We start from the raw sequence: 25,679 nt of genomic DNA, 5'->3' as shown, positions 1-25,679 counted from the left end.
ACCGGGACTACCTCCTGGGTGTTACCGGCCAAGCGACGTCGTCGATCGCCAACCACGGAGCAGCAGCGACGACGGCAGGCGTCGTACCGGCGAATGCGCCGACTTCGCGGTGCAGGTGGGACTGGTCGACGTACCCGCTCTCGGCGGCAACGGTGGCTATCGCTTCGCCCGCTGCCAACAGGTGCGCGGCGTGGTCGAAGCGCACCAGTTGAGCGGCTCGCTTGGGGGTGATGCCGAGCTGTGAGCGGAAGCGCTCCCACAGGCGTTTGCGGCTCCAACCGACCTCGTCCGCGAGGCCGTCGACCCGCAGGCGCCCCTGGCCGGCGAGGGTTCGCTGCCAGATGTGTGCCACCTCAGCGTCGACCGACGTATTCAGCCGTCGGCCGAGCACCTCCACCACGATGGCGAACCGCTCGTCCCAAGACGCAGCAGCACGCAATCTGTCCTCGAAGCGCTCTGCCCCGCGACCCCACACCTCCGCGAACGGCGCCACCGTTCCGGTGAGCCCCGCGGCGGGACCAAAGGCGCGAGCTGCCACGACCGGCGATAACCGGACCTGCAGACATTCGCCCAGCGTCCCGGCCGCGTGCACATCGCCCGGAAGGAGCCCGACGAATGCGCTGCCCTTCTGGCTCCGGCCCGCTGCGTCGTAGATGAGGCCCTCGTCGTCGCTCAGATCGACGATCAGCGTGACCGACGGATGCGCCACCATCGCGATATCGACGAACGCCGGGGCCCGATGCCGGAACCCCGCCATGCGCACGCCGGGCAGCTCACCTGGAGTGCGTGGTACGGCGATCTCCACCTGCGTCCAGTCAGGCGGCGCCACGGTCAAGCGCATGTATCGATGCTAGGCCGTGAATTCCAGGACGAGCTTCACCGTGAGCTCAGGCGCTTCGAGCGGAGTCACGTGCCCGATCCCCGGCAGCATCTCGATCCGCGCGTCCCGCACGACGGCGTAATCGTTCGCCGATGCCGGATCCCAGCGCGGATCGGCGGCCCCGAAGACGACGAGGAGCGGTAGGTCGAGCTCTGCGAGCCGCTCGGGGACGCCGCGCTCGCTGATGTATTCGCCGTTGCACCGCAGTACGTCGACGAAGTCGCGGTACGGCAGACCCCGAAGGTCGGCGATCAACTCGTCCGGGATATCCAAGTGGACGGCGCAGGTCGCACTGATGCCCTTACGGATGAGCTTGTCCGACCGCAGCGCCCAGGTGAGCCGACCGAGCGGCGGCCCGGACAGCGCACGAATGATCGCCGGTTGCGGCAGGAGCGCCTCGAGTCTGGGACCGGTGCTGAGCAGAACCATCGAGGTCACCAGATCGGGCCGCTGCTCCGCGAGCGAGGTAGCGACGTACCCGCCGCTCGAATGTCCGACCACGGTCAGCGGCCCGAGGCCGAGTGCGTCGATCATCGCCGCCACGCGCCCTGCCTGTGCAGGGATGTCGTACGACGTGACCGGCGCCGAATGGCCCAACCCGGGCAGGTCGATCGTGACGACATGGTGGCGTTCGGCAAGTGCTGGGACCATCGGCGCCCAGCATGCGCCGGAAGCGCCGGAACCGTGGATCAGCAACAGCGGAGCGGCTTGCTGCGAGCCGCTGTGGACCACATGCACTCCCTGCGAGTGCTCGACGGAGTTCTCACTCATGTCGATGACAATGCGCGTTCGGCGGCTTGTCGGTCTTGTACAAATGTCCGTAGTCTGCGAAGGGCAGCTAAGGAGGTTCCGATGAACCAAGGCTTGCTGAACTCGTTGACGGAGGCCGAGCGTCTGCTGGTCGCGGAGACCGAGCGGGACGCGTTGAAGGGCCTGGACGAAGACGAGTTGCTGGACCTGCATCAGCGGATCCGGCGCGCGCGGACGAAGTACGTGAAGAACTACCGGCGGGCGGCGAGTGCGGCCGTGGCCGACGTCGGCGGCCGCGGGATGTCGTACCCGCGCAACCAGCGGGACCGCGACAAGGCCGAGCTGTTCGAATCGGTGCTGGCGAAAGTCAGCCGTGAAGTCGCCGTGGTCGCGAACCGCGCGTCGATGCAGCTGCGCAGTGAGCGACTCGAGGCGGCGCGGGCCGCGAAGGCGGCGGCACCTGCCATGCGTGCGACCGACGGGTCCACGTCCGAAGTGGTCAGCAGGCCGCGGACGGTGAAGAAGACCACCGGCGGACTGAAGAAGGACGCCTCGACGCGGGCCATGGGTGCCCGCCGGCAGGCGAAGCGCGACTCTCGCTGAAAGCTCACCCGAATCGGGGGATCACAATGCGCGTGCTACCAGGGTCTGCTGGTCCGGTGCGTCGACGGAGGTTTGCGAAGACACTGGTGATCGGCGCTGCGCTGGTCACGGTAGGTCTCGCCTACACCGTGCTGGTGCCGCGCAGCGCGACGGGTGCGGACGGTCCCCAGTCCGACCAGATCGAGGCGGGCCGGCGGCTGTTCGCGGTCGGCTGCTCGAGCTGCCACGGCCTGCACGCCGAGGGCGGCACGAACGGTGAGGGCCGGGTCGCCGGCCCTTCGCTCATCGGCGTCGGCGCGGCCGCGGTCGACTTCCAGGTCAGCACCGGACGGATGCCGGCCGCCCAGACCAACGCACAGATCCCGCAGAAGCCGCCGGTCTACACCCAGGAAGAGATCGCCCAGCTGGCCGCGTACGTCGCCTCGCTCGCCCCCGGGCCTGCGATCCCGTCGCCCGACGAGTACGACGTGAGCAAGGTGACGCAGGCGGAGATCGTCCGCGGCGGCGAACTGTTCCGGACCAACTGCACCGCGTGCCACAACTTCTCCGGCCGCGGCGGAGCCCTCCCGAACGGCCGCTACGCGCCGTCGCTGAAGGGCACGTCGCCGCGCAACATCTACCAGGCGATGCTCACCGGACCGCAACAGATGCCGGTCTTCTCCGACAGCGTCCTGCTCCCCGACGACAAGCGCGCGATCATCGCCTACGTCGTCGCCCTGCAGCACACCGACGACCCGGGCGGATTCGGCCTCGGCCGGCTCGGACCGGTCTCCGAGGGCCTGTGGGGCTGGTTGGTCGGTATCGGTCTGCTCGTCGTGGTCGCGGTCTGGATCGGGGCGAAGGTGCCCCGGGTCCGCCGCCGCGACTGACCGCGGAACCTGCTGCTGTCCGCCACGCCCGGCTGCGGTCCGTCACGCTCAACCCCTGCCGCAATCGACCCGAACCCGTTAGTCTCGATTTCCGAAGTACGTACGAGGAGTGGGGACCAAGGATTCGGACATAGCACGCCCGCCCAGGGGAGGGGTGACGCGCGTGACGAGCCCAGGGCTCGATCGGGAGCGCGACGCATTCCGGAGGTCGGCCGACGGCAAGACGCCGCGACCGCCCCTCACACTTGTGACGCGCGAGCGGCTGCATTCAGCGCTTGATCTGGGCGTCGCTTCGCCGCTGACCATGGTGATCGCACCGGCCGGCACCGGTAAGACGGTTCTGCTGTCGGACTGGGTGACGCGCCGGCGACGAGCCGGGGAGCCGGTGGTGTGGGTGCCCGGGCAGACTCCCGGCTCGCTGCAGGGATTCCTCGAGCGGGTGGACGCCGCCGAGGGCTCCCCGATGCTGGACCCGATCGTCGTCGACGACGCCCACTTGTTGCCTGCTTCAACCGTCACCGCCTTGGCCCGCGTTCTGCAGGAGGCACCGCACGCACTCCGGCTGTTGCTCGCCACCCGGTACGACCTGCCGCTGCCGGTCTCGGAGCTCGAGGTCCGGGGGATGGCGCTGACCTTGCGCTCGCGGGACCTGCGGTTCAACGACGCCGAGGCGACCGAGCTCGTGCAGGCGCACGCCGAACACGCGACCGCGGACGACATCTCGCTGGTCCAGGAGAAGACAGCCGGCTGGGCCGCGGCGCTCGTACTCGCCGCTCGAACGCTGCAGGCGTCCGGCGATGTCGTGTGGCCGCTCGCCAACCAGCGGCCGGTGCTCGACCTGTTGCTCGGCGAGACGCTGAACACGCTCGACGAACGGGTGCTGGCGATGCTCCTCAGCACCTTCGCGGCCACCTCCCTGACAGGGCAGTTGGCCGCCGTACTGAGCGGCGACAGCGAGGCCGGCTCGATGCTCGAGGATCTCGCGGGCAGCGGTCTCCTGGTCACGGCGTACGCCGATGAGGCTGCCAATGACCGCGGGAGCAACCCGCTGTACCGCTACCACCCGCTCCTGGTCGAGCTGCTTCGCCGGCGGATCGCGACGAATGCCGCGGACCGGCAGTTGGTCGTCACCGCGCACCACCGTTCGGCCTTGTACTACGAGAGTCACGGCGACAGCGAGGCCGCACTCCGCAGCGCGCTGGACGCCGACGACGTCGAGTTGGTCGAGCGGATCCTGCTCGGTCACGGGCCGGCACTGCTCGCTGCGGGCGAGGCCGACCTCGTCGAGGCCGCCTTCGACTCGCTCCCGGCCGGCTACGTCGACCAGCATCGACACCTCTTCGGCGTCCGGGGACTGTTGCGCCGAGTCACTGGAGATGTGGCCGGCGCCGTCCAAGATGCCGCATTGGCTGACGAGCCGGCGACTGAATCGACCCCGGAGGTGGAGGCGGACGCAGTACTGCTGCGGTTGTGGGAGTCGCGCTACGGCTGGCATGACGTACACGTCGCGATCGAACGGGCCAGGTCGCTGCTGACGCGCGCCGTACTCGGTCCCGAGCGGCTGGCCTGGTTGCTGATCGAGCTCGCGGCGGCGGAGACCTGGGCCGACGAGCTGGACGCAGCGCTCAGCCATCTGGACGAGGCCCTCGTGACTGCGCGGATGGCGGGCCAACGCCAGCTCATCGCAGGTGGCCTTGCCCACCGGGCGGTCGTTCAGCATGTGCGCGGCCAGGTCCGGAGCGCGGCCCAATCGGCCCAGGCCGCTATCGACGTCGGGGGAGAGCGCGGCCTTCCCCCGGAGTACGCCGTACGAGCGCAAGTCGTGCTGGGATTCGCTGCGCTCAGCGAGCTGGAGGTGGACACCGCGTGCGCTTACCTTCAACAGGTCGCGGCCGCCGACGTGGCCGGATCCGACACGGTGGTCGCCGGTCTGCGGGCGATGTTGCGTGCGGTCCTGCTCGTCGAGCGAGGTCGTCTGGGGGAGGCCCTGACCGAGGTCACCAATGACCCGGTGGCCGCGGGCCCGTTGCCGACGTACCTCTCGCGGGATCTGGCGTTGCTGCGGTCCTGGCTGGCGACGTTGCTCGGCGACAAGACCACGGTCGACGCACAGCTCACGGTGCTCGAGCGCACCGGCAACGCAACCGAGGCCGAGCTCATCCGGGCCATGACCTCGTTGGTCCAGGAGGACGCCCCGACAGCATTGAAGCTGCTCGACGCCGGCCTCGAACACCCCGACATCTATCCACCGCTGGCCTCGGCCGCCGCCTCGTTCCGGACCGTCCTGCTGGACCGGACCGGCGACGAGCCGGCCGCCGAGGCCGCACTGGTCGACACCCTGAATCGCGTCACGCCGCAACGCATGCTCCACGTGCTGACCTCGGCCGGCGACGAACCCGCCTTCCTGGACCGCCTGCGCAGACATGTCACCGGTCCGAACCCGCACCCGTTCGCGGCCGCCGCGCTCGAGAAGTTGTCCGACTACCAGGCCGGATGGAGCCAGGCCGGCGGGATGACGCCACTCGCACGGACCAGGCCGGACGCGAACGCCCCGCCGCCGCGGCGGCTCGACGCCGTCGTGAACGGCGCCCGGATCCGGCTGACGGCCCGGGAGGCCGAGGTGCTCGACCAGCTCGCGCTCGGCAGCTCGTACGCCGAGGTCGCGCAGGCCCTGTTCATCACCGAGAACACGGTCAAGACCCATCTGATTTCGCTCTACCGCAAGCTCGGTGTGGACAAGCGATCCGCCGCCCTGCGGACCGCCCGTGCCGTCGGGCTGCTGTAGTGGTGGATCACCTGGAGCGGGTGAGTTCCCGTCCCGGCGGGGTTCTGGGACGGCTGGCCGGCAAGGTCACCGAGCGGGTCGTCGAAACCGTCCAACCGGACCTGGTGCTGTCCCATGTCGACGTGGACGCCCTGGTCGACCGCGTAGACCTCAATCGCGCCCTGGCCCGCGTCGACCTGAACCAGCTCTTGGAGCGCGTCGACCTCAACCTCCTGCTGGAACATGTCGACCTCAACCTTCTCCTGGATCGCATCGACGTCGATCGCCTGATCGACCGTGTCGATGTCGAGCGCCTGCTCGAACGCGTCGATATCGAGCGTCTGGCCCGGCGGTCCGGTCTGCCTCAGATCGTGGTCGAGAGCCAGACCCGCCTGGCAGGCTCGCTCCTCGACGTGATGCGTCGACAACTCGCCGGCCTCGACGCCATCCTCAACCGCGGCATCACCCGTCTGCTCCGCCGGGAACCCGCGCCCCGGTCCCGAACCGTCACGGGTGAATACGCCGGCATCGTGACCAGGGCGACTGCCACCGCACTCGACGTCCTGATCATCGCGACGACCTTCACGATCGGCCTGGCCGGCGTGAACCTGCTGACCACCTCATTCTGGGGCGTTGAAGTACGACATGCCCTCCCGGCAACGATCGCGCTGGCGGTCTTCGCGTTCTCCTACGCCTTCGGGTTCCTGGCGGTCGCGGGCCGCACACCGGGGCAGGGCACCATCGGCCTCCGGGTCGTGCGCTCCGACGGCGGCCCGATCCACCCCGGACAGGCCCTGAGGTGGGTCGTCGGCTTCCCGCTCAGCGTCGTACTGTTCGGACTGGGTTTCGTGTCGATCGTGTTCCAGCGCGAGCACCGGGCGCTGCACGACCTGATCGCGGGCACCACGGTCGTCTACGACTGGGGCGACCGTCCCGCCGAGCTGCCCGGTCCGTTGTCCGCGTTCCTCGCGCGGCACGAGGACGCGGGTTCACCCTAATCGGAGGAGGCCGGCGACGGACCCGGTTTGATGGGATGAGGCGTCCAGCGCGGCACAGGGACGCGCCTGCCATCGAGGAGTTCGCATGACCCATCTGGTGGTTCTCGGTCTGGACAGTCGTGAGGACGCCGAACGCGTCATCGCACTGACCGATGATCTTGCCAAGCAGCAGCTGCTGCAGCGTGAGGACGCGGCGTACGCCTACAAGGACGCCAAGGGCAAGGTCCGCATCCAGCAGTCCATCAACCTGACCGGGGCCGGCGCCGCGAGCGGTGCACTGTGGGGAACGCTGATCGGCCTGATCTTCCTCAACCCGCTCGCCGGCTTCGCCGTCGGCGCGGCGTCCGGAGCGGTGGCCGGCAAGCTCACCGATGTCGGCATCAACGACGACCTGATCAAGCACGTCGGGCAGGAGTTGCAGGACGGCCACGCCGCGGTGTTCCTGCTGGCCAAGTCGGCGACCGTCGATCGCGTCGTCGACGCGCTGAAGCCGTTCAACCCGACGGTTATCCAGACGAACCTGACCAAGGAACGCGAGGAAGAGCTCATCGAGGCCCTGCAGAGCTGATCCCGGTCCGCACCGAGGTACTGAGGAGGGTTTCGTGAACACGACCCCACGCGACTTCGATCCGATTCCTTCGACCCGGTACCAGGTGCGGGTCGCTGTCGTTTCGCTCAAGCAGGCCACGGACGAGGCGGACGCGCTCGCCGTGCCCGTGGCTGCCGGCGTCGAACCCCCGGAAGAGCTGGGGACCGACCTGGCCGGTCTCGAGTCGGCCGGCTTCACCGGCAAGCGCGGTCAGACGCTGGTTCTGCCGCGTGCAGACGGGCCCGTCCGGGTCGCGGTCGGGATCGGCGAGCGCGGCGAGACCGACCCGACCGTCGTCCGTGATCTGGCCGCCGAGTTCGCGCGCGCCGTTCCGTGGCACCGCAAGCTCGCGATCGAGGTCGCCACCGGGGACCAGGCGGACTTCGGGGTCTCGGTCGCCGACTTCGCGCAGGCTGTGACCGAAGGCGTGCTGCTGGCCCGCTGGCGGTACTTCGTCGGCCGCGACGCCGAGCAACCCACGCTGGAATCGCTGCTGATCGTTGCCTCCGACGACGACACCGCAGCGGCCGAGTCCGGCGTCGAGCGCGGCCGGATCGTCGCGGCCGCGTGCGCTCTCGGCCGCGACCTGGCGAACTGCCCGGCGACGACGCTGTCCGCCGTACGGATGGCCGAGGTTGCGGTCGAGGTGGGCGGGGCTTCGGGGCTGGAGGTCGAGGTCTTCGACAAGGACCAGTTGATCGCGATGGGATGCGGCGGACTCCTCGGTGTCAACCGGGGCAGCGTCGAGCCGCCCCGCATGGTCCGGTTGCGGTACCAACCAGCCGATCCGACCGGCCGGATCGCCTTGGTCGGCAAGGGAGTCATGTACGACTCGGGCGGCATCAGCCTGAAGCCGAGCGACGAGTCGCACGCCCAGATGAAGAACGACATGACGGGCGCGGCCGCCGTCCTCGCCTCGATGACGGCACTGCGCGACCTGGGGTGTACGGCGGCCGTGACCGGCTACCTGATGTGTACCGACAACATGCCGTCCGGGTCGGCGATGAAGCTCGGCGACGTGCTGACGATGCGCAACGGCACCACGGTCGAGGTGCTCAACACCGATGCGGAAGGTCGTCTCGTCATGGCCGACGCGCTGGCGCTGGCGACCGAGGAGCCCGTCGACGCGATCGTCGACATCGCGACGTTGACCGGCGCGTGCCTGCGGACGTTCGGCATCGAGGTCGCGGGCGTGATGGGCAACAACTCCGCTGTTGTCGAGCAACTACGGCACGCCGGTGACGCGGTGGACGAGCCGGTGTGGGAGTTGCCGCTGCACCGGTCGTACCGATCTCAGCTCGACTCGACGATCGCCGACCTGACGAACATGGGCGGGATCAACGCCGGCTCGATCACCGCCGGCCTGTTCCTCGAGGAGTTCGTCGACGGCAAACCCTGGGCTCACCTCGACATTGCCGGTACGGCGCAGGCCCCCGCGCCGCGGACGTGGCGGAACAAGGGCGCCACCGGCTTCGGCACCAAGCTGCTGATCGAATTCGCCCTGAAGTTCGCGGCCCCGAAGGACGGAGCGGCATGAACGCCAAGGCGGTCCCGGACGACAAGCCGGTGAAGAAGGGCGGGATGCAGCGCGTCCTCGACGGCATCGAGCGCGTCGGCAACAAGGTCCCGCACCCGGCGCTGATCTTCCTCGGGCTGATCGTCCTGGTGATCGTGCTGTCGGCGATCCTGTCCTGGGCCGGGACGAGCGTGACCACCGAGGTCGCCGAGCCGGCCACGGCGCAGGTCGCGCCCGAGTACGAGGGCGGCACCAGTGTTGCCGGCAACGACGCACCGCCCGCGCCGGCGATCCCGGACTACTCGCTCAAGCACGAGACCATCACCGCCGAGAGCCTGCTGACCGGGGACGGCATCCGGTTCATCTTCACCACCGCAGTGCAGAACTTCAACGACTTCGGTGTGGTCGCGGTGATCCTGGTCGCGATGATCGGGGTCGGCGTGGCCGAGGAAGCGGGGCTGATCGCCGCGCTCATCCGGAAGATGGTGAAAGTCGCGCCCCGGGCGGCGATCACGTTCATCATCGTGCTGCTCGGCGGTATCTCGAGCGTTGCCTCGGATGCGGGCTATCTGGTCCTGATACCGCTCGGCGCGGCGGCCTTCGCCTCCCTCGGGCGACATCCGCTGGCCGGCATCGCGGCCGCGTACGCCGGTGTCAGCGCGGCGTTCTTCGTCAACATCCTGATCACTCCGGCCGACGGCATCATCACCGAGGTCACCAACGAGACGATCAAACTGGTCTCTCCCAACGTCCACCTGAACGTCACGGCCAACTTGTACTTCAGCATCGCCGCGACCCTGTTCTGCGCCGCGGTGATGACGGTCATCACCGAGCGCCTGCTCGAGCCGCGGCTGGGCAAGTACGACCCGGCCGAGGCGCCGGCCGACGCTCCGGTCGACCACCAGCCGACCGAGGAGGAGATGCAGCTGGAGTCCCGCGGGCTGCGGTGGTCGGTCTACTACCTGCTCGTCGCGGTCGCGATCGTGTCGGCGCTGACGTTCATCCCCGGCGCTCCGCTGCGTAACCCGGACACCGGCGAGATCTTCGGGTCCTCGCCGTTCATGAGCAGCCTGCTCTTCATCATCTCGATGCTGTTCCTCGCCGCGGGTCTCGGCTACGGCCGGGGCGCGAAGTCGCTGACCGGTAGCACGAACGTGATCAACGCGATCGTGAAGACGTTCAACGGGCTCGGCGGACTGATCTTCCTGATGCTGCTGATCGCGCAGTTCATTGCCTACTTCAACTACTCGAACATGTCGAGGCTGGCCGCGACCGGCCTGGCCGACCTGCTCGAGCGCGCGGACATCGGGGCGTTGCCGTTGCTGATCGGCTTCATCCTGCTGGTCTTCGTGATCGACATCATCATGCCCGGTGTGATCCCGAAGTGGGCGATCCTGGCGCCGATCTTCATCCCGCTGTTCTACCGGCTCGGCATCGCGCCGCAGACCGTGATCGCGGCGTACCGGGTCGGGGACGGTCCGGCGAACGTGATCACTCCGCTGATGGTGTACCTGCCGTTCATCGTGCTCGTCTGCCAGCGGTACCGGAAGAAGGCCGGTATGGGCACCGTGGTGTCGATGATGCTGCCGTACACCGGGATCGTGCTGGTCACGTGGACGCTGTTCTACATCCTCTGGTACGTGATCGGGATTCCGTGGGGTCCGTCCGCTCCGGTTCACCTCGGCTAGACAGTCGGGACGAGAGATGGATGACGGCACCCTCAGCCTGATCATCCTCGGAGCGGCCGTCGTACTGTTCGTGTGGAACAGGCTGCCCGTCGATGTCGTCGCGGTGCTCGTCGCCCTGTCCTTGTGGGCGACGGGCGTGCTGGGTTTCACCGACGTCCTCGCGGGCTTCGGCGATCCGGTGGTGATCTTCATCGCCACCTTGTTCGTGGTGAGCGAGGGTGTCGACTCGACGGGCGTGACCGCGTGGGCCGGCCAGACCATCGTCCGGTACGCCGGAACCACGCGGACCAGGCTGCTGATCGCCGTCACGGCGTTGTGCGCGGTGCTGTCCGCCCTGATCACGCTCAACGGGTCCGTGGCGGCACTGCTCCCGCTCGTGGTCATGCTTGCGATCCGGATCGGGCAACCGCCGTCACAGATGCTGATGCCGCTCACGTTCGCCGGCAGTGCGGGATCGTTGCTGATGCTGACCGGGACACCGGTGAACATCATCGTGTCGGAGGCGGCCAGAGATGCCGGTGCGGGCCAGTTCCAGTTCTTCTCCTTCGCGGTCGTCGGCGTGCCGCTGGTGATCGGCACGATCGCGATCTCGGTGCTGCTCGGTCCGAAGCTGCTGCCGTCCAGCCGGCCCACGCACCAGGAGGCCGACCTCGCCGTGCATGCCCGGACGCTCGACGTCCACTACGCACTGCGGGACGGCTTCTACCGCTTGCAGGTCCGTGACCTGTCGCCCTTCCTCGGGCAGAGCGTGCACGAGATCGACCTCACGCCGTACCCCGGGGTGGCGATCGTCGGCGTGCAGGACGGGCAGGGGCACAACCGCACGGACGCGGCGATCGACGCGGGCGACGTGCTGGTGGTGACCGGGCCGTCGGAGAAAGTCAGCGATCTGGTTGTCGACAATCTGCTCGCGGTGAGCATGACACCGGTCGACGATCTGCTGACCCGGGACTCCGGCGTGGTCGAGGCGGTGATCCCGCCGCGGTCGGCACTCGTCGGCGAGACGGTGTTCCCCGGGATGCATCGAGGTCACGACCTGGTGATCATCGCCGTACAGCGGATGGGAAAGGACCGCGGCAACCGGCACACCCAACTGGCCGAGGGCGACGCCCTGCTCGTACACGGGCCATGGGAGACCCTCGAGGAGCTCAACCGGGACCGGGACATCCTGCTCGTCGACTCGCCGGAGCTGGTACGGCGGCAGGCCGTGCCGTGGGGGCCGAAGGCGTCGGTCGCCGTCGCGATCCTCGCGGCGATGGTCGTGCTGCTCGCGACCGGGGCGGTGCCGCCGGCGATGGCCGGTCTGCTGGCGGCGACGGCGATGGTGCTGTCCCGGGTGGTCGGTCCGAGTCAGGCCTATCGGGCGATCTCCTGGCAGATCGTGGTCCTGATCGGTGCGCTGATCCCGTTGTCAGGCGCGATCCAGTCGAGTGGCGGCGCGGACCGGATCGCCGACCTGATCATCGACGCGGTCGGGCCGGGCCGTCCGTATCTGTTGCTACTGGCACTCTTCCTGGTAACCGCCGCGCTGGGGCAGATGGTCAGCAATACCGCGACGGTGCTGATCGTGGCGCCGATCGCGGTGGCGGCGGCCGAAGGCACCGGGACGAACGTCAAACCGGTGCTGATGGTGATCGCGGTCGCCGGTGCCGCCTCGCTGCTGACCCCGATCTCGACACCGGCGAACATGATGATCATGAGCCCGGCGGGCTACCGGTTCGGGGACTACTGGAGGCTCGGTCTGGTCGTGATGGCGTGGTGGTTGCTAACGGCAATCATCATCGTCCCGCTGGTCTGGTCGTTCTGACGTGTCGGCGAGCAGGTACATCTCGACGGGCGGCCTGCCCGATCCGTCGACGGTCGACGATCTGGTGCGGATGACCTACGAGCTGTACCGCGGCGTCGGCGAAGGGACGGTGTCCGATGTGTATCCCGCGTTGGCCCGGGTTGATCCGAACACGTTCGGGGTGTGTGTCGTCGCGACGAACGGGCGGTTGTTCGAGGCGGGGGACACGCGGCATCCATTCACGATCATGAGCGTCGCCAAGCCGTTCGTGTTCGCGCTGATGTGCCAGGCGGTGGGTGTCGACGCCATTCGCGAGCTGGTCGGGGTGAACGCGACCGGTCTGCCGTTCAACTCCGTGCAGGCGGTCGAACGGTCGCCCTCCGGGCGGACCAACCCGATGGTGAATCCGGGGGCGATCGCGACGACCAGCTTGACGCCCGGCAGTTCGCTGGAGGATCGGTGGCAGTTCATCGTTGACGGGTTGTCGCGCTTCGCCGGTCGCGAGCTCGAGCTCGACGTCGAAGTGCTGGAGTCGGCGTTGGCCACGAACCATCGCAACCGTGCGCTGGCGGCTCTGCTGAAGAGCATGGGCGGCCTGGCCGGAGATGCTGCCGAGGCGACCGAGCTCTACACCCGGCAGAGCTGTTTGAGCGTTGCGGCGACGGACCTGGCGGTGATGGGTGCGACGCTGGCGGACGGCGGGGTCTGTCCGCTGACGCAGGAGCGGGTGGTCGACGCGGATGTCGCTCGGGTGACGTTGGTGGTGATGGCGATCGCGGGGTTGTACGAGACCTCTGGTGACTGGTTGCTCGACGTCGGCGTACCGGGGAAGAGCGGGATCGGCGGCGGCATCGTGACGGTCTCACCCGGCAAAGGCGCGTTGGGCACGTTCGCGCCGCGGTTGGACCGGGCGGGCAACAGCGTGCAGGGGCAGCTGGCCGCGCAATTCCTGGCGCGGCAACTGGGCCTCGACCTACTCGCCTCGCAACCCGTCCCGCCCGTCGCCTAGCGCCCCGCCTCTTAGGGGGCGGCGAGCTTCAAGGTGGCGGTTGCTGAGGCGCCTGCTCGCAGGTAGGTCAGTTCGATGGTGTCGCCGACCTTGCGCGTCAGTGTGGCGACCACGATCTGCTCGCTGCTGACGGCCGGTTGACCGTCGACCTTGGTGATCACGTCGCCGGCCTTCAGACCGGCCGCGGCGCCCGGACCGGTTGCCGCGAGAACGAAGAGGCCACTCGGGCTCCCCGATGCCTGAGCGAGCGCGGGAGGAATCTCCTGGACCTGCAGCCCGGTGGTCGGGTGCCCGGGTTTCCCGGTGCGGATCAGCTCGTCGGCGATCGGATTCGCGAGATCGATCGGTATCGCGAAGCCGAGACCTACGCTTCCGCCACCACTGACCCCCGACGCGTTCGGGACGGTGGCGATCGCGGCGTTCACCCCGACCAGCTTCCCGGCACAGTCGACCAGCGCACCACCGCTGTTGCCGGGGTTGATCGCGGCGTCGGTCTGGATCGCGCCGATCAAGTGGTGCGTCACCGTCTCACCCGGCACCGGCACGTACCGATCGAGCGCGCTGACGATCCCCGAGGTCACCGTGCTCGCGAGACCGAGCGGAGCGCCGAGCGCGACCACCGGCTGGCCGACCTGCAGGTTCGCCGACGAGCCGACCCCGATCACCGGATACCCCTTCGCCTCGTCAGCAGCTTTCAGTACGGCGAGATCGGTACTCGGATCGCGCCCCACGATCGTCGCGGCAGCGCTGTGACCGTCGCTGTACTGGACGGAGATCGCGCCGCCGGTGGCAGCCGGCGAGATGACGTGGTCGTTCGTGAGGATGTAGCCGCCGTCCCGGAACACCTGCCCCGATCCGGTGCCGGCCGCGGCGCCGCTGCTCGCCGAGATCGTGACGATCGACGGCAGGACCTGATTCGCGACCGGGATCGCCGCACACATCGCCGTACCGCCACCGGCACCGCCACCGCCACCGCCGCCGGCTGACGACGCGTTGGCGGTGTCTCCGCTGCGGCGGATGCTGACGATGATCAGCGTGGCGACCAGCGCGGCGACGATCACGCCCTCGACGATGGCGGTGATCAAGAGCCGGTTCGGGCCGCGCTTCACCGCGGGCTGTTGCGGTCCGCCGTCAGCCTGGGACATTGCCTACCTCCCTTGCCGAGAATAGGTACGGTCCGGCTCCGGGAGGTCACCTGATCCGGGCGACTCCGCGTCGGTGACCGCGCGGTCGAAGTACAGGTAGACGACGGCGGCCGCGACGAGCGGCATCGCCACCGCGAACAGCAGCGAGGAGACCACGTTGATCAGCCTCGGCTGCAGGTCCGTCGCGAGCAGCAGGATGATCCCGGCGATCGGCCCGATCGACAGGCCGAGTCCGACGATGATCGCGAGCGGCCAGGCGGTTCGCCACCATCGCCCCTTGACCAGGAGCCGGCTGCGTCTCAGCGCTGCACTCGCCGAGACCCGCTCGGCCATCACGGCAGGTATCGCGAACGCGCGGCTGGCCGCGTAGTAGATGGCCAGGGGGATCGTCGCGACGATGATCGTGAGGACGGCGATGATCACGAAGTACCGCACCGACACGGCGGCCAGCGGCCGGGCTTGCGCGCGTACGTCACGCCAGGTGAGTGCGGCCGACGCCGGGGCGTCCCGGTCGAGTCGGTCGAGTGTCGAGGTGACCGCGGCCAGCAGTGCGACGTATGTCGCGGCGGTGAGGATCGTGATCGCGAGCGCGATCAGCGAGGCCCAGAAACCGGTCGCGTGCTGGGTCGGCGCGCCCAGATCGGTCGGCGAATCGCGGCGCGCCGCCTGAAGATCCGCCAGCAGGAGCGTGGCCAGACCCAGTACGACGAACGTCGCCGCGAAGGCTCCGAACAGCCCGGGGCGTCGCCGGAACAGCTGGAGCGCAGACGCCACCGTCTGCCCCCACGCGCGCCGCCTTCGGGCAGGCAACGGCGCGGCGTCACTCCAGCGGGTCCGGCTCGCGGCGAACCAGATCACTGCGACGAGCGCGGCCAGGATCAGCACGAGCAGCCAGATCCGGTCGAGGGTCTCGCGGAGCAGGTTCGATCCGGCGCCGACCGCCGTACAGAAGACGCCGGTGCCGCTGGGCCCGAGCACCCGGCCGGCGGGCACGATCGTGCTGTCGTCACGCCAGGTCGTCTCGGCATCCTGGATCGGCCGCACCCAGGAGTCCTTCTGGTTGGGCCCGGTCGGGCCGTCGAAGAACGAACGCTGCCGTTCGCCCCATCGGCCCTCGAACGCCAGCCAGGGGTACTCCTTGAGGTACTCGGCGCGCGCCATCGGTACGTAGGCGACGTGGGGTCTGAGCTCGGTCGCGGGTCTGGTCGTGTCGTCGCAGCCGAGACCCTCCGAGCCGCGACCGAGGTACAGACGTTGACCGTACTTGTTGGCATGCGAACCCGCCGCCGGATAGACGACCGGATGGCTGCCGTCGACGATCTCGAGCTTGGTGTCGCCCCACCGGGCCCGCTCCGCGCCGCCATGCTGGCTGAACCCGATCGCCGTCGGCTCCGTGGCCAGGGCAGCCTCCGGCGTTGCCGCGTCGAAGATGAGCTGGACGGACTCCCAGTCGCCTTCATGCGTGTTGTTGTAGTCGTTGAAGATGTAGAAGAACCAATACTCCAAGGACAGCTTCCCCGGGTACGCCGGATCGCCCGCGACGTGAGCGTAGACGGTCGCCGGATGCGTGCTGTTGATGCGTGCAGACCACTCGGCGTAGTCGCAGCCCGGGCGCAACGGATCGCCGGGGAAGTCGAGGAAGTGACCCGGGTACCCGCGGCCCAGGTCCGTACCCTCAGGCTGAGTCTTGACCAGGTCCGGCGGTCGCCAGGGGCCGCGCAACGCAACCTGCTGATCACCCAGTACGGCGTTGACGTCGGTCGGCTGGAACTGTTCCCCGCTGTCGCAGCTCGTCCCGAGGTTCTGCAGGCGGACCACCGGGGCGTAGCGATCAGCGAGTGTTTGTGCCGCTGTGTCCTCGGGCGAGACCGCGGCGGCGGGTTGGGCCAGTCCGGCGAACAGGGCGCCTGCCAGGGCGAACACCAGCGTCCCGCGCAGCGTCATGCGACCAGGGTGTGGGTCAACTGTTCCTGGCCGGGTCACCCGTTCCAGGTGAACCGCCGCCACAACGCGATGATCAGCAGCCCGACGACAACCGGCAGCAACTGGATGGCGACCCGCCACACGAGCAGTCCCGCGACGAGGTCGGTCGCGTCGACGGCGGTGTGGTCGGACACGAAGGCCGCATAGGTCGCGTCCAGTACGCCCGCGCCCATCAGCGGCAGGCCGGTCAGCGGATAGAGCACCATGAAGCTGCAGAACATGACGATCACGGTCGGCCCGTCCAGCGTGACCCCCACGAACCCCTGGCACAGAACGAGCACACCCGCTTCGACGCCGATCAGCAGCAACTGGCTGAGAAACGCGAGCCACCCGCGCTCTTGCATCCGCCCCGCGCTGTGCGACTGGAACGACACGAGTCGCTCCTCCCATACCTCCGGACCCGGACTGGACGGCCGCACGCGCTGGATCAGCCGTCCGAGCAGACGCCCGATCGTCGCCGCCGACCGCGCGGCCCGCAGCGCATAGAGCAGGCCGACGAGCAGTACGCCGGCTGCCACGCCGAAGAGCAGCGCCGCCCAGGCGAAGGGCGCGTAGAAGTCACGCGTCGCCCAGAAGATGACGAAGCCCATCACCGGAGCGGCGAGGCGGGCGATGTAGAACAGCGTCGTACTGAGCGTCAGGCCCGATGCGGCGTCGGTGTTGTCGATACCCCAGGAGCGGAGCATCGCGAGTCGCAGTACGACGTCGCCGGGGGAGGGCGCGATCGTCGCGATGGAGGCTGCCGCGACATCGCTGATCATCGCTTTCAGGTAGCTGAGACCGGCGATGAGCAGCGCCAGCGGGGCGGCCAGGATCGCACGGCGGATCAGGATCACGACCAGCAGGACCGCGATCTGCCATGCACTCAGATGGGTGAGGGCATAGCCGACCTCCGCCCAGTCGATGCCGCGCAACAACCGCAGCAGGAGCCAGGCCACCACGACGATGACGACGAGCCGGGCCAGTTGCACCACGGGTTTCGGGATCTTCCGCCGAGCAGCTCGAGGAGTTGGCACTGCCGGGGGAGCAGACTCGGCCACATCTCCCAGCCTGCTGACCGTGCGAACAACCACCATCCCCCGATCCGGGGGAGCCGAGTTGCCCACGACGGCAGCAGAGTCCTAAGTGACGGCCGTGAAGGGGGCGTCCTATGGGCCACTACGTCATCCGGGTGAAGGGAACCTTGTCGCGCGACCTGACCGACGCGTTCCCGTCGATGACCGCTGATACCGAGCCCCCGCAGACCGTCCTGCACGGGTACCTCGACGACCAAGCGGCGCTGGCCGGCATCCTGAACCACCTCGACATGCTCGGGATCAGCATCGTCGAAGTCCTGCAGGTCCCCCCTCCAGCGAACGAGCACTGAGAACGTTCTGCCGGCCGTCCTGTCCACTGTTCTGGTCGGAAAGGGCCTAGACCTGTTCCGGTGAGGCGGACGGCGCGCCGTTGGGGGGTTTCGGCGGGGACGCGGTGGGAGACTGCGGGAGGGGGGTTGGTCCGGAGGAGCGTGAAGCTATGGGTCTGACCGATGCAGTCACCGCACTTCCCTTGGCGGCGAGCGCTGATGTGAACGCGCCGTGGAACGCGCACGACACCCGGGTGCTGGTCGTCGCCGTGATCGGGATCGGCATCATCGTCGCGCTGATCGTGGGATTGAAAGTCCATGCGTTCCTCGCGCTCACGATCGGGGCTCTGTTCGTCGGGCTGGCATCCGGCATCCCGGCCGGTGCCGTGACGAAGTCGTACGAACTCGGCGTCGGCAGCGTCCTCGGGTACGTCGGGGTGCTGATCGCGCTCGGCGCCATGGTCGGCAAGTTACTGGCGGACTCCGGCGGCGCCGATCAGGTCGTGGACACCCTGCTGCGCGGCAAACGCTCCGTGCTCCCGTGGAAGATGGCGCTGATCGCCACGATCATCGGCATCCCGATGTTCTTCGAGATCGGGTTGGTGCTGCTGGTTCCCGTGGTCGTGCTGGCGATCCGGCGGACGGGCGCGAAGGCGATGTTGCTCGCCATTCCGGCTCTCGCGGGCCTGTCGGTGCTGCACGGGTTCGTCCCGCCGCACCCGGGACCGTTGGCCGCGATCGGCGTACTGCACGGCAACGTGGGCATCACGCTCGCGCTGGGCCTTTTGGTGGCGATCCCGGCTGTGATCATCGCCGGGCCGCTGTTCGGGCAGATCGCTGCTCGCTGGGTGCCGATCGGCGCGGCCGGTGCCGGGCTGGAGGTCGCGGGCGGCGCGCAGGACAGTGAGCCGGGCGGGACGGGTGCGTCGCCGTCCGGTCCGGGCGGAGTCGAGGTCGCTACCGAGCAGGCCCAGCGGACGGGGACGCCGAGCTTCACCTGGACGATCGTGACCGTGCTGAGTCCCGTCGTACTGATGCTGCTCAAGGCCGCGTCGGACGTGTGGATGAGCAAGGACAACGCGCTGTATCCGGTGCTGCAGTTCATCGGTGACCCGGTGGTCGCGCTGCTGTTCGCGGTCTTGCTGGCGATGTACACCTTCGGTACGGCGATCGGCTTCGGTATCCCGGTCCTGAGCAAGAAGATCGGCATGAGCCTGATGCCGATCTCCGGGGTGATGCTGATCGTCGGCGCCGGTGGCGGGTTCAAGCAGGTCCTGGTGGACGGCGGGGCGGGGACGGCGATCGCGAAGATCGCGATCGCCGCGAACCTGTCCGCGCTGATGCTCGGCTGGATCGTCGCCGTACTGATCCGGCTGGCCACCGGTTCCGCAACGGTGGCCACCGTGACCGCCGCCGGCATCGTCGCACCGCTGGCCGTCGGCGAGAACTCCACGCACATCGCCCTCGTCGTGCTCGCCATCGGCGCCGGCTCGCTGTTCTTCTCGCACGTCAACGACGCCGGCTTCTGGCTGGTCAAGGAGTACTTCGGTATGACCGTTGGCGAGACCATCAAAACCTGGTCGGTGATGGAGACGCTGATCTCCGTCGTCGGCCTCGCCATGACGTTGCTGTTGTCAACCTTCCTCTAGCGTTCCGTCAGCGAGGCAGCTAGGCGGTCAGGGCCTTGATCAGTTCGGCGACGTCGGGGACTCCGATGCCGGTGACCTGGTCGTAGCCGGCGGCCGCCGTGAACGCTCCGTTGGTGCCGGCGGTGATGTCGCGGAAGCAGGGGCCGCCGGCCAGCGGGTAGAGCTGTGGATTCAGGAAGCCGAGCGGCTCCTGTCCGGCTTTGATCCGGGCTTCGTTGATCAGGGCACAGAAACCCGCCCACACCGGCGCGCTCCAGCTCGTCCCGCCGACGCCGTGCGGCAGCTGCAAGCCGTTCAGAACCAGGAACGCGCCCGTGCCGGGATCGGCCACGAGACTGACGTCCGGCACCAGCCGCATCTTTCCCTTGGGTACACCGGGACCGGTCTGCCAGGCGGGTCGACGGAAGAAGATGCTCGCCCCGCCGCCGCTTCCGGCCCACCCGGTCTCGGCGGACGCCGTGCCCTGGTCCGTCAGGTGCAGTGACGTGCCGCCGACCCCGACCACCGCGGTGTCCGACGACTCGAACTCCGCCTGCAACGGGCCGTGCGAACCGTGCCCGGTCAGATCCGGGTTCGAACCCGCGTCGCCGCTGGAGACGAACACGTTGACCCCGGCGGCGGCGAGCCGCAGGAATTTCGCGTGCTGGGTCGCGACCTCGCCCTGTGGCCCGCCCATGAACGTCTCGCCGAGACCGAGGCTGATCGATAGTTGCCGAAGGCCCGGATTGCTCGGGAGATCGGCGATGATCCGGTCGAGAGCGCGGTCCAGTGCGACGAACGCGAGAGATCCGCTCGCGTACACACGAATCTTCGCGCCCGGTGCGATCCCGCTCGACCAGGCGACGTCGAGCGTCTCCTCGCCCGAGGTCGCGGGCAGCGCCCCGCCGCCGACATTGATCTTCCTCACCCGGCTCGCCTTGGTGCTCAGCCCGTTGACCTTCCAGAACATCGTGATGTCGGACGTCTTCGGCACCGTGTCGATCAGGATCGCGATCGTCTGCCCCGTACCGTCCACCTCGAGGCCGCTCGCGCCGTACGCGCTGAGGATCTCGGAGACGAGGTACGGCGGCGAGTTCGGCACGTTGACCGCCTGCGCCGCCGGGACGGCCGGCCCGGGGACCGCGCGGAAATGCTTGTTGGCGCGCCGGAACGGCTGCAGGCCGATGATGGCCCGGACGCCGTCACCGACGGTCGACGGCAGGCTTGGTGCGTTGCGGGCAGCGGTGAACGTGATGCCGTCCTTGGTCACCTGTGCCATCTCGACCTGCAACTGCTTGGACAGATTGTCGACGGTCGACGTCGTGTAGATGCTGGTCCCGTCGTCGGACACGTGGTCGATCGCGAACCCGTGTGCGTCCAGCCACTGCTCCAGCTTGGCGCGTTGCTTGTCCGACGCCTTCAGCGCGCCGAGCTGATCGGCCGGTACGACGTCCCCGCGCGCCACCGCGTCCTCCAGGCTCTGCTGGTCGGCTTCCGGCAGCGCGAGCGAGAACATGACCTCCATCGTCTCGCTCGCGTTCCGCGCTGTCGCGGCCTGGACGAGCAGCCCGTTCGCCGCGAGTCCGTCATCGGGTGGCAGCGGGACAACGCTGTCTTCGAACAACTTCCTGGCCATGATTCCCCCTTGTGGCAATGCCTTTCGATCCCCCTGGTGCTCACGCATCAGCCACGTTCGACGTTCCTCCTCAGCCCGGGGAAGGTCAATGCTCGGTCTCCAGGCTTTCGCCGGATTCCGATCCGGGAGACGGCGGCGGACAACGGGTGCTCTCGCGGATGACGAGGTCGTAGTCGGCGGCGATCTCCGCCGGGGGAGAATCATCGCCGGCCAGGCGGTTGAGGAGCAGTTGTACGGCGTGCTTGGCGATCTGGGCCTTGCAGCTCAGCCATCGCGGCGGCGCCGTCGGCCCGGTGGAAGAACTCCGTCGGACGAATCAGCTCGGGCATGAGCTCCATCCCCGCAGTACGGAGAGCGGCCGTGTAGCCCTGGGTCCGAAGCCGGCCGGTCTGGCGGCTCTCGTCGAACTGGTCGCCGATCGCCGCGATCCGTTGCCGGCCGAGGTCGATCAGATGCCGGGTCGCGAGCTCGGCGGCGGCGACGTTGTCGATCATGATGTGGTCGAGGCCGCCCTGGACGACACGCTCACCGAGCAGCACCACCGGTGTCGAGGACGGCCGGTCGCGCAGGTCGGCACCGCCCAACGCCAGCGGGTTGAAGATCAGCCCGTCGACGGCGCGACCCGGCAGTACCTGTCGAACTGCACCCAGACCAGCGGCCTTCCGAACACCATCGGCGCCGGCATCTGGGAGCCGCGGTTCCTGCTCACTTCGAACAACACCCTCGCCTGCTTCATCTCCGACGAACGCGCCGGCGGCGTACTGGGCTGCAGTGGACGATGATGGCCAGCGGCACCATCCGCTCGTTGGGCAAGGCCCTGGACATCGTCGGCCACGGTACGGCGAACCTGACCAAGGTCCAGCTCTGGGACTGCGGAACCGCCGGCGGGCAGATCTGGCAGCCCCAGCTCAATGGCGCTCTCCTCAACCCCCAATCCGGGCGGTGCCTCGACAGCCCGAGCGGTGCCACGGCCGACGGAACGAAACTGCAGATCTACGACTGCAACGGTCTAGACCCGCAGAAGTGGAACGTTCCCGTCTAAGCAATGCTCAACGAGCGGCAACCTGCGTTCTCGGCGCTGGGCGAGCCGGATGGCCTGTGCACGGCTTGAAGGCTCGCCTGGCGGCTCGGGCGTGGACTCGGACCGACGGGGGCACCTGCACGTCTCGGGGATGAGGGTCGCGCGGTCTGCACAATCGGTCTGTCAGCCCGGTTTGTGGGGTATACCGCCAGGCGAACACTTCCACCCTAGAACCGGACGGACCGGCAAGTGTCGATTTCCGCCGACTTGACCGCTAACCGGACAAGACCACTCCCGAATCAGCTCACCGGACGGGCTCGGCCGAGCGCGGACGGAGTCAGGACCGGGTGGGCGCGGAGGTAGGCGATGAAGCCCTCGTGGTCGCGGTCGTTGCGGTACGGGTCGGTGAAGCCGGCGAAGACCTTGGTGCCGTCGCCGCCGATCAGCGTGTAGGCGAGCGCGGCGACGCGGTAGGTGCGGGTCAGATCGAGGGGCTTGCCGTCGATGCGGACGGCACCGGGATCGACGCGCTGACCGATCGGCTTCGTCGTGTCGTAGGTGTAGCTCACGTTGTGCGACACGGCGAACGGCGCGAACTTCTCCGTCCCGTTGGCCTGCGCCACCCACTGGGCTTCGAACGCAGCGTGGAGTTGCGTCCCGGGCAGGGTCACGGTCAGCACGGGATTGCCGTAGCCGAACGCGCTCCACGCCTCGCCGAACAGAACGGTGCCGTCGGCATCGGCCGGATTGGTGCCCTTGGCAAACAGAAGGTCCCCGGTCAGCGCGTTCGAACCGGACACCGGCTTGACCGAGATCATCGCCAGGTCGGCGCGTCCGTCGCGGTGCTGGTTCGCGTCCCAGTACGCGAAATCGGCGGCCAGGTTGCCCATCGTCGATTCGCCCGACGCGTTCGGCGTACGCGTGAAGTCGCCGGTGACGGTGGCCAGCGGTGTGGCGTAGCGCTTCGCGCCCTTGGCGGTCCAGTAGTCGGCGATGTACTGCAGCTCTTCATCGACCGGTACGTCGCGGGTGTTGGCGTGGTTCGTGGACGTGGTGAGCTCACGGATCACGTCACCCGTCCGCGGGTCCAGCTTGAGGTTGATCTCGTTGATCAGCGACCCGTGGTTGCCGGCCTCGACGACCGGACGCGGTACGCCGTTCGGGTCCGGGACCATCATGTTGAAGCGGCAGTGCCAGTGCCCGGTGACGATCGCGGCGATGTCCGGCGAGGCCTGCGCGGCCAGCTGGAAGACCGGTCCGGAGGGGTTCGTGCCGGCGTTGTAGTCGTTGCCGGCCACACCGCCGTCGTGGATGTTGATGACGATCGCGTTGATGCCGCGCTTCTTGAGCTGCGCGGCGAGCTTGTTGGCCTGCTCGACGTCGGACAGCGACCGCAGCTCGGGCTGGTACGACGTGGACCCGGTCGGGGTGTCCATCACGGTCAGGTGGATGAACGCGATCGGCAACTTCCGCCCGCGCCCCGCGTCGACCCACTCGATGTTGTACGGCGGGACGATCGTCCGGCCCGTGTCGGCGTGCACGATGTTGGCCGTGTAGAAGCGGAAGTTCGCGCCGCGGAACCGGTGACCGGTCGAGTCGACGAAGTTGTCGTCGCGCCCGTTCACCGGGTACGGCGCACCGTGCTCCATGTGGTCGACGAGGAAGCTGACCGACTGGTCCAGCTCGTGGTTGCCGACCGTGCTGAACTGCAGCCCGAGCGCGTTGAGCGCCTCGACGGTCGGCTCGTTCGCGTGCGCGTCGATCTCGAACGGCCAGCCGGAGAAGTTGTCGCCGGAGGAGAAGAAGAGCGAGTTCGGTCGTCCCTCGCGCAGCCGCTTGAGGTGTGTCGCCATGTAGCCGACACCGCCGACGGTCACCTGGACGCCACCCGCGCCGGTGATCACGCTGCCCTGACTCGGCGTGGTGGGCTGCAGGTAGCCGTGCAGGTCGGTGATGTTGAGCAGTTGTACGTCGACGTACCCCGCGGCTGCGGCGTCGTCGAGGGCGTCCGGGCTGGCGTACGCGAGGTCGCCGACCGCTGCGGCGGTGGCGACCGCTCCGGTGGTGGTGAGGAACGTCCGGCGGCGGATCCGTCTGTTCACTGCGAACCTACTTCCTGGGGGCGTCATGGGGGAGAGCGCGCGTTCGTGCGCATTATTGCCTCTTTCCGACATTAATAGCCTCGCCGCGGGCAGGCGTCAACGCCTGACTGAACAATCGGCGAACGCGAGTCAGCGCTGGGAGGAGTCGAGACTGGCGGCTGCCAGCGTCGGCAGCGGCCCGCGCGAGCGGGCGAGCAGGTGCTCGTCGACGGCGTCGAGAGCCAGCGATGCGGCGCCGAGCGCGACGCACAGCGCGCCCAGCGAAGAGGCCCGCAGTTGCGGCACCCGCGGGCACAGGCGGTCCAGCTCGGCGGCGAGCGGCTCCATCAAGACGTCGGCCGCCTGCGAGAACGCGCCGCCCAGCACCAGCAGCCGTGGATCGACGATCGAGATGGCCGTCGCGGCCGCGACGGCCATCGCCTTCGCATACTTCCGTACGGCGTTTACCGCGGCTCGGTCGCCGGCGCGGGCAGCTGCGAACGCCCGCTCGGCCTTGTCCATCTCGGGAACCTCGGCCGGTGCGACGGCATGCAGGTGCTCGAGCGCCGCCTCCCAGGCGACTCCGCGCAGCGCCGACATATCCGCTGCCGCGCCGTACGCACCGCGTCGCAACTTCCCGTCGAGCACCAGCGCCAACCCGGTGCGTCGGCCCGCGTGCAGGAACACCATGTCCGTGCCGCCGCGGCCGCCGCGGCGTTGTTCGGCCAGGGCGGCGAGCTGGCTGTCGTTGTCCACGACAACGAGTCGTGCCGATCGGCCGAAGTACTCCGCGAGATCGGTGCCGGCCCAGTCGGGAATCGCATTCGCCCGTACGACGGTGCCGGCGGCGTCGACCAGTCCGGTGGTGCCGACGCCGACGGCCCACAGGTCCGCGTCGGCCTCACGCGCGCACGCAGCGACCACCTCGTCGGCCGCCGCGAGTCGTTCGAGGCGCGGCGTCTCCGGAGTCACGGATTGCCGTCGGCTCACGAGCGTCTGCCCGTTCAGGTCGGTGAGAACCCCGCGGACGGAGAACGCTCCGATGTCGAGGCCGACGACGTACCCGGCCTCGGCGCGGAAGCGGTAGCTCCGAGCAGGCCGGCCGCGGCCCCGGATCGCCGGGCTCTCCTCGACGAGCCAGCGCCGGGTGACGAGGCTCGCGAGGACCTCTTCGACCGCGGTCCGTCCGAGCCCGCTCTGCTCGACGATCTGCGCGACCCGCACCTCACCGGCGGAACGCACGCCCGCCAGTACGGCCCGCTCGTTGAGCTGCCGCAACCGGGACTGGTCCCCGGCATCCGGCATCGTCGACCCCATGATCGCGCCAGCTTAGTATCACGAGTCCCAGATCGGGCCGAGCGCAGGGATCCCCAACTGTTCGAGTCCGT

22 protein-coding genes are annotated in these 25,679 nt (G+C 68.7%); 13 read left to right on the top strand and 9 right to left on the bottom strand.

The window, feature by feature from the left end:
* Positions 1–7: 7 nt before the first annotated feature.
* Positions 8–841, bottom strand: coding sequence for a helix-turn-helix domain-containing protein (locus tag EV653_RS12660; RefSeq protein WP_202871574.1), 834 nt, complete (start codon positions 839–841; stop codon positions 8–10).
* Between the two features lie 9 nt (positions 842–850).
* Complete coding sequence (locus EV653_RS12655) at positions 851–1,651, bottom strand: alpha/beta fold hydrolase (RefSeq protein ID WP_134101926.1); 801 nt, start codon at positions 1,649–1,651, stop codon at positions 851–853.
* 81 nt (positions 1,652–1,732) lie between these two features.
* Between EV653_RS12655 and EV653_RS12650 the strand changes: the two genes are divergently transcribed.
* The 9 genes from EV653_RS12650 to glsA all read left to right on the top strand — a co-directional run bounded on the left by EV653_RS12650 (position 1,733) and on the right by glsA (position 13,452).
* Positions 1,733–2,233: a hypothetical protein gene (locus EV653_RS12650; RefSeq protein WP_134101923.1), complete on the top strand. Its 501-nt coding sequence runs from the start codon at positions 1,733–1,735 to the stop codon at positions 2,231–2,233.
* A gap of 26 nt (positions 2,234–2,259) precedes the next feature.
* Positions 2,260–3,102, top strand: a complete 843-nt coding sequence (gene qcrC / locus EV653_RS12645; protein WP_134101920.1) for a cytochrome bc1 complex diheme cytochrome c subunit — start codon at positions 2,260–2,262, stop codon at positions 3,100–3,102.
* A 163-nt stretch (positions 3,103–3,265) separates the two neighbouring features.
* Entirely contained in the window at positions 3,266–5,887 is a 2,622-nt protein-coding gene (locus EV653_RS12640; RefSeq protein WP_134101917.1) for a LuxR C-terminal-related transcriptional regulator, read from the top strand.
* A 20-nt stretch (positions 5,888–5,907) separates the two neighbouring features.
* Entirely contained in the window at positions 5,908–6,864 is a 957-nt protein-coding gene (locus EV653_RS12635; protein ID WP_134101914.1) for an RDD family protein, read from the top strand.
* Positions 6,865–6,949: 85 nt separating this feature from the next.
* Positions 6,950–7,432 carry a DUF1269 domain-containing protein gene (locus EV653_RS12630; RefSeq protein ID WP_134101911.1) on the top strand — a complete coding sequence of 161 codons (483 nt, stop codon included), beginning with the start codon at positions 6,950–6,952 and terminating at the stop codon, positions 7,430–7,432.
* A gap of 34 nt (positions 7,433–7,466) precedes the next feature.
* Positions 7,467–8,990, top strand: coding sequence for a leucyl aminopeptidase family protein (locus tag EV653_RS12625; RefSeq protein WP_134101909.1), 1,524 nt, complete (start codon positions 7,467–7,469; stop codon positions 8,988–8,990).
* Entirely contained in the window at positions 8,987–10,657 is a 1,671-nt protein-coding gene (locus EV653_RS12620) for an AbgT family transporter (protein WP_134101906.1), read from the top strand. Before EV653_RS12625 ends, EV653_RS12620 begins: the two co-directional genes overlap by 4 nt.
* Positions 10,658–10,673: 16 nt before the next feature.
* The gene (locus tag EV653_RS12615; protein ID WP_134101903.1) at positions 10,674–12,464 is read left to right on the top strand and encodes an SLC13 family permease; all 1,791 of its coding nucleotides are present in this window, start codon (positions 10,674–10,676) and stop codon (positions 12,462–12,464) included.
* Position 12,465: 1 nt separating this feature from the next.
* Positions 12,466–13,452, top strand: coding sequence for a glutaminase A (gene glsA / locus EV653_RS12610; RefSeq protein WP_202871573.1), 987 nt, complete (start codon positions 12,466–12,468; stop codon positions 13,450–13,452).
* 11 nt (positions 13,453–13,463) lie between these two features.
* Here glsA and EV653_RS12605 read toward each other — a convergent pair whose 3' ends face one another.
* From EV653_RS12605 to EV653_RS12595, 3 genes are read right to left on the bottom strand one after another with little or no spacing between them, the layout of a single operon-like run.
* Complete coding sequence (locus EV653_RS12605) at positions 13,464–14,597, bottom strand: S1C family serine protease (RefSeq protein WP_134101887.1); 1,134 nt, start codon at positions 14,595–14,597, stop codon at positions 13,464–13,466.
* Between the two features lie 3 nt (positions 14,598–14,600).
* Positions 14,601–16,541: a hypothetical protein gene (locus EV653_RS12600; RefSeq protein WP_134101885.1), complete on the bottom strand. Its 1,941-nt coding sequence runs from the start codon at positions 16,539–16,541 to the stop codon at positions 14,601–14,603.
* A gap of 35 nt (positions 16,542–16,576) precedes the next feature.
* Positions 16,577–17,554, bottom strand: coding sequence for a lysylphosphatidylglycerol synthase domain-containing protein (locus EV653_RS12595; protein ID WP_166679380.1), 978 nt, complete (start codon positions 17,552–17,554; stop codon positions 16,577–16,579).
* A gap of 176 nt (positions 17,555–17,730) precedes the next feature.
* On the opposite strand from EV653_RS12595, the gene EV653_RS12590 reads away from it, so the two are divergent.
* Both EV653_RS12590 and EV653_RS12585 read left to right on the top strand, forming a co-directional pair.
* Positions 17,731–17,946: a hypothetical protein gene (locus EV653_RS12590; RefSeq protein WP_134101879.1), complete on the top strand. Its 216-nt coding sequence runs from the start codon at positions 17,731–17,733 to the stop codon at positions 17,944–17,946.
* A gap of 149 nt (positions 17,947–18,095) precedes the next feature.
* Positions 18,096–19,574 (top strand): GntT/GntP/DsdX family permease, encoded by a 1,479-nt coding sequence (locus tag EV653_RS12585; protein ID WP_134101876.1) that lies wholly within the window; start codon positions 18,096–18,098, stop codon positions 19,572–19,574.
* A gap of 19 nt (positions 19,575–19,593) precedes the next feature.
* Here the strand turns inward: EV653_RS12585 and EV653_RS12580 are convergent, their stop codons facing one another.
* Complete coding sequence (locus EV653_RS12580) at positions 19,594–21,189, bottom strand: S53 family peptidase (RefSeq protein WP_202871572.1); 1,596 nt, start codon at positions 21,187–21,189, stop codon at positions 19,594–19,596.
* A gap of 200 nt (positions 21,190–21,389) precedes the next feature.
* Positions 21,390–21,773, bottom strand: coding sequence for a substrate-binding domain-containing protein (locus EV653_RS12575; protein ID WP_166679379.1), 384 nt, complete (start codon positions 21,771–21,773; stop codon positions 21,390–21,392).
* Between EV653_RS12575 and EV653_RS41110 the strand changes: the two genes are divergently transcribed.
* Positions 21,687–21,971 carry a hypothetical protein gene (locus EV653_RS41110; RefSeq protein WP_166679242.1) on the top strand — a complete coding sequence of 95 codons (285 nt, stop codon included), beginning with the start codon at positions 21,687–21,689 and terminating at the stop codon, positions 21,969–21,971. The two genes, EV653_RS12575 and EV653_RS41110, sit on opposite strands and share 87 nt — an antisense overlap.
* Entirely contained in the window at positions 21,971–22,231 is a 261-nt protein-coding gene (locus EV653_RS12570; protein WP_238159692.1) for an RICIN domain-containing protein, read from the top strand. Before EV653_RS41110 ends, EV653_RS12570 begins: the two co-directional genes overlap by 1 nt.
* 278 nt (positions 22,232–22,509) lie before the next feature.
* On the opposite strand, the gene EV653_RS12565 is transcribed toward EV653_RS12570, so the two are convergent.
* Both EV653_RS12565 and EV653_RS12560 read right to left on the bottom strand, forming a co-directional pair.
* Positions 22,510–24,312, bottom strand: coding sequence for a bifunctional metallophosphatase/5'-nucleotidase (locus EV653_RS12565; RefSeq protein ID WP_238159691.1), 1,803 nt, complete (start codon positions 24,310–24,312; stop codon positions 22,510–22,512).
* Positions 24,313–24,441: 129 nt separating this feature from the next.
* Positions 24,442–25,608 (bottom strand): ROK family transcriptional regulator, encoded by a 1,167-nt coding sequence (locus EV653_RS12560; RefSeq protein WP_134101868.1) that lies wholly within the window; start codon positions 25,606–25,608, stop codon positions 24,442–24,444.
* Positions 25,609–25,679 lie beyond the last annotated feature (71 nt).

The organism is Kribbella pratensis, from assembly GCF_004365355.1.
Classification (GTDB): Bacteria; Actinomycetota; Actinomycetes; order Propionibacteriales; family Kribbellaceae; genus Kribbella.
The sequence above is the reverse complement of the archived record's forward strand: the minus strand, read 5'-3'. Positions and strand labels throughout refer to the sequence as shown.

Coding starts and splice junctions, on each gene's coding strand:
- EV653_RS12620 (WP_134101906.1), top strand. CDS start 8,987: ATGAACGCCAAGGCGGTCCCGGACGACAAGCCGGTGAAGAAGGGCGGG.
- EV653_RS12615 (WP_134101903.1), top strand. CDS start 10,674: ATGGATGACGGCACCCTCAGCCTGATCATCCTCGGAGCGGCCGTCGTA.
- EV653_RS12650 (WP_134101923.1), top strand. CDS start 1,733: ATGAACCAAGGCTTGCTGAACTCGTTGACGGAGGCCGAGCGTCTGCTG.
- EV653_RS12655 (WP_134101926.1), bottom strand. CDS start 1,651: ATGAGTGAGAACTCCGTCGAGCACTCGCAGGGAGTGCATGTGGTCCAC.
- EV653_RS12600 (WP_134101885.1), bottom strand. CDS start 16,541: ATGACGCTGCGCGGGACGCTGGTGTTCGCCCTGGCAGGCGCCCTGTTC.
- qcrC (WP_134101920.1), top strand. CDS start 2,260: ATGCGCGTGCTACCAGGGTCTGCTGGTCCGGTGCGTCGACGGAGGTTT.
- EV653_RS12580 (WP_202871572.1), bottom strand. CDS start 21,189: ATGGCCAGGAAGTTGTTCGAAGACAGCGTTGTCCCGCTGCCACCCGAT.
- EV653_RS12570 (WP_238159692.1), top strand. CDS start 21,971: ATGGCCAGCGGCACCATCCGCTCGTTGGGCAAGGCCCTGGACATCGTC.
- EV653_RS12605 (WP_134101887.1), bottom strand. CDS start 14,597: ATGTCCCAGGCTGACGGCGGACCGCAACAGCCCGCGGTGAAGCGCGGC.
- EV653_RS12590 (WP_134101879.1), top strand. CDS start 17,731: ATGGGCCACTACGTCATCCGGGTGAAGGGAACCTTGTCGCGCGACCTG.
- EV653_RS12560 (WP_134101868.1), bottom strand. CDS start 25,608: ATGGGGTCGACGATGCCGGATGCCGGGGACCAGTCCCGGTTGCGGCAG.
- EV653_RS12585 (WP_134101876.1), top strand. CDS start 18,096: ATGGGTCTGACCGATGCAGTCACCGCACTTCCCTTGGCGGCGAGCGCT.
- EV653_RS12630 (WP_134101911.1), top strand. CDS start 6,950: ATGACCCATCTGGTGGTTCTCGGTCTGGACAGTCGTGAGGACGCCGAA.
- EV653_RS12660 (WP_202871574.1), bottom strand. CDS start 841: ATGCGCTTGACCGTGGCGCCGCCTGACTGGACGCAGGTGGAGATCGCC.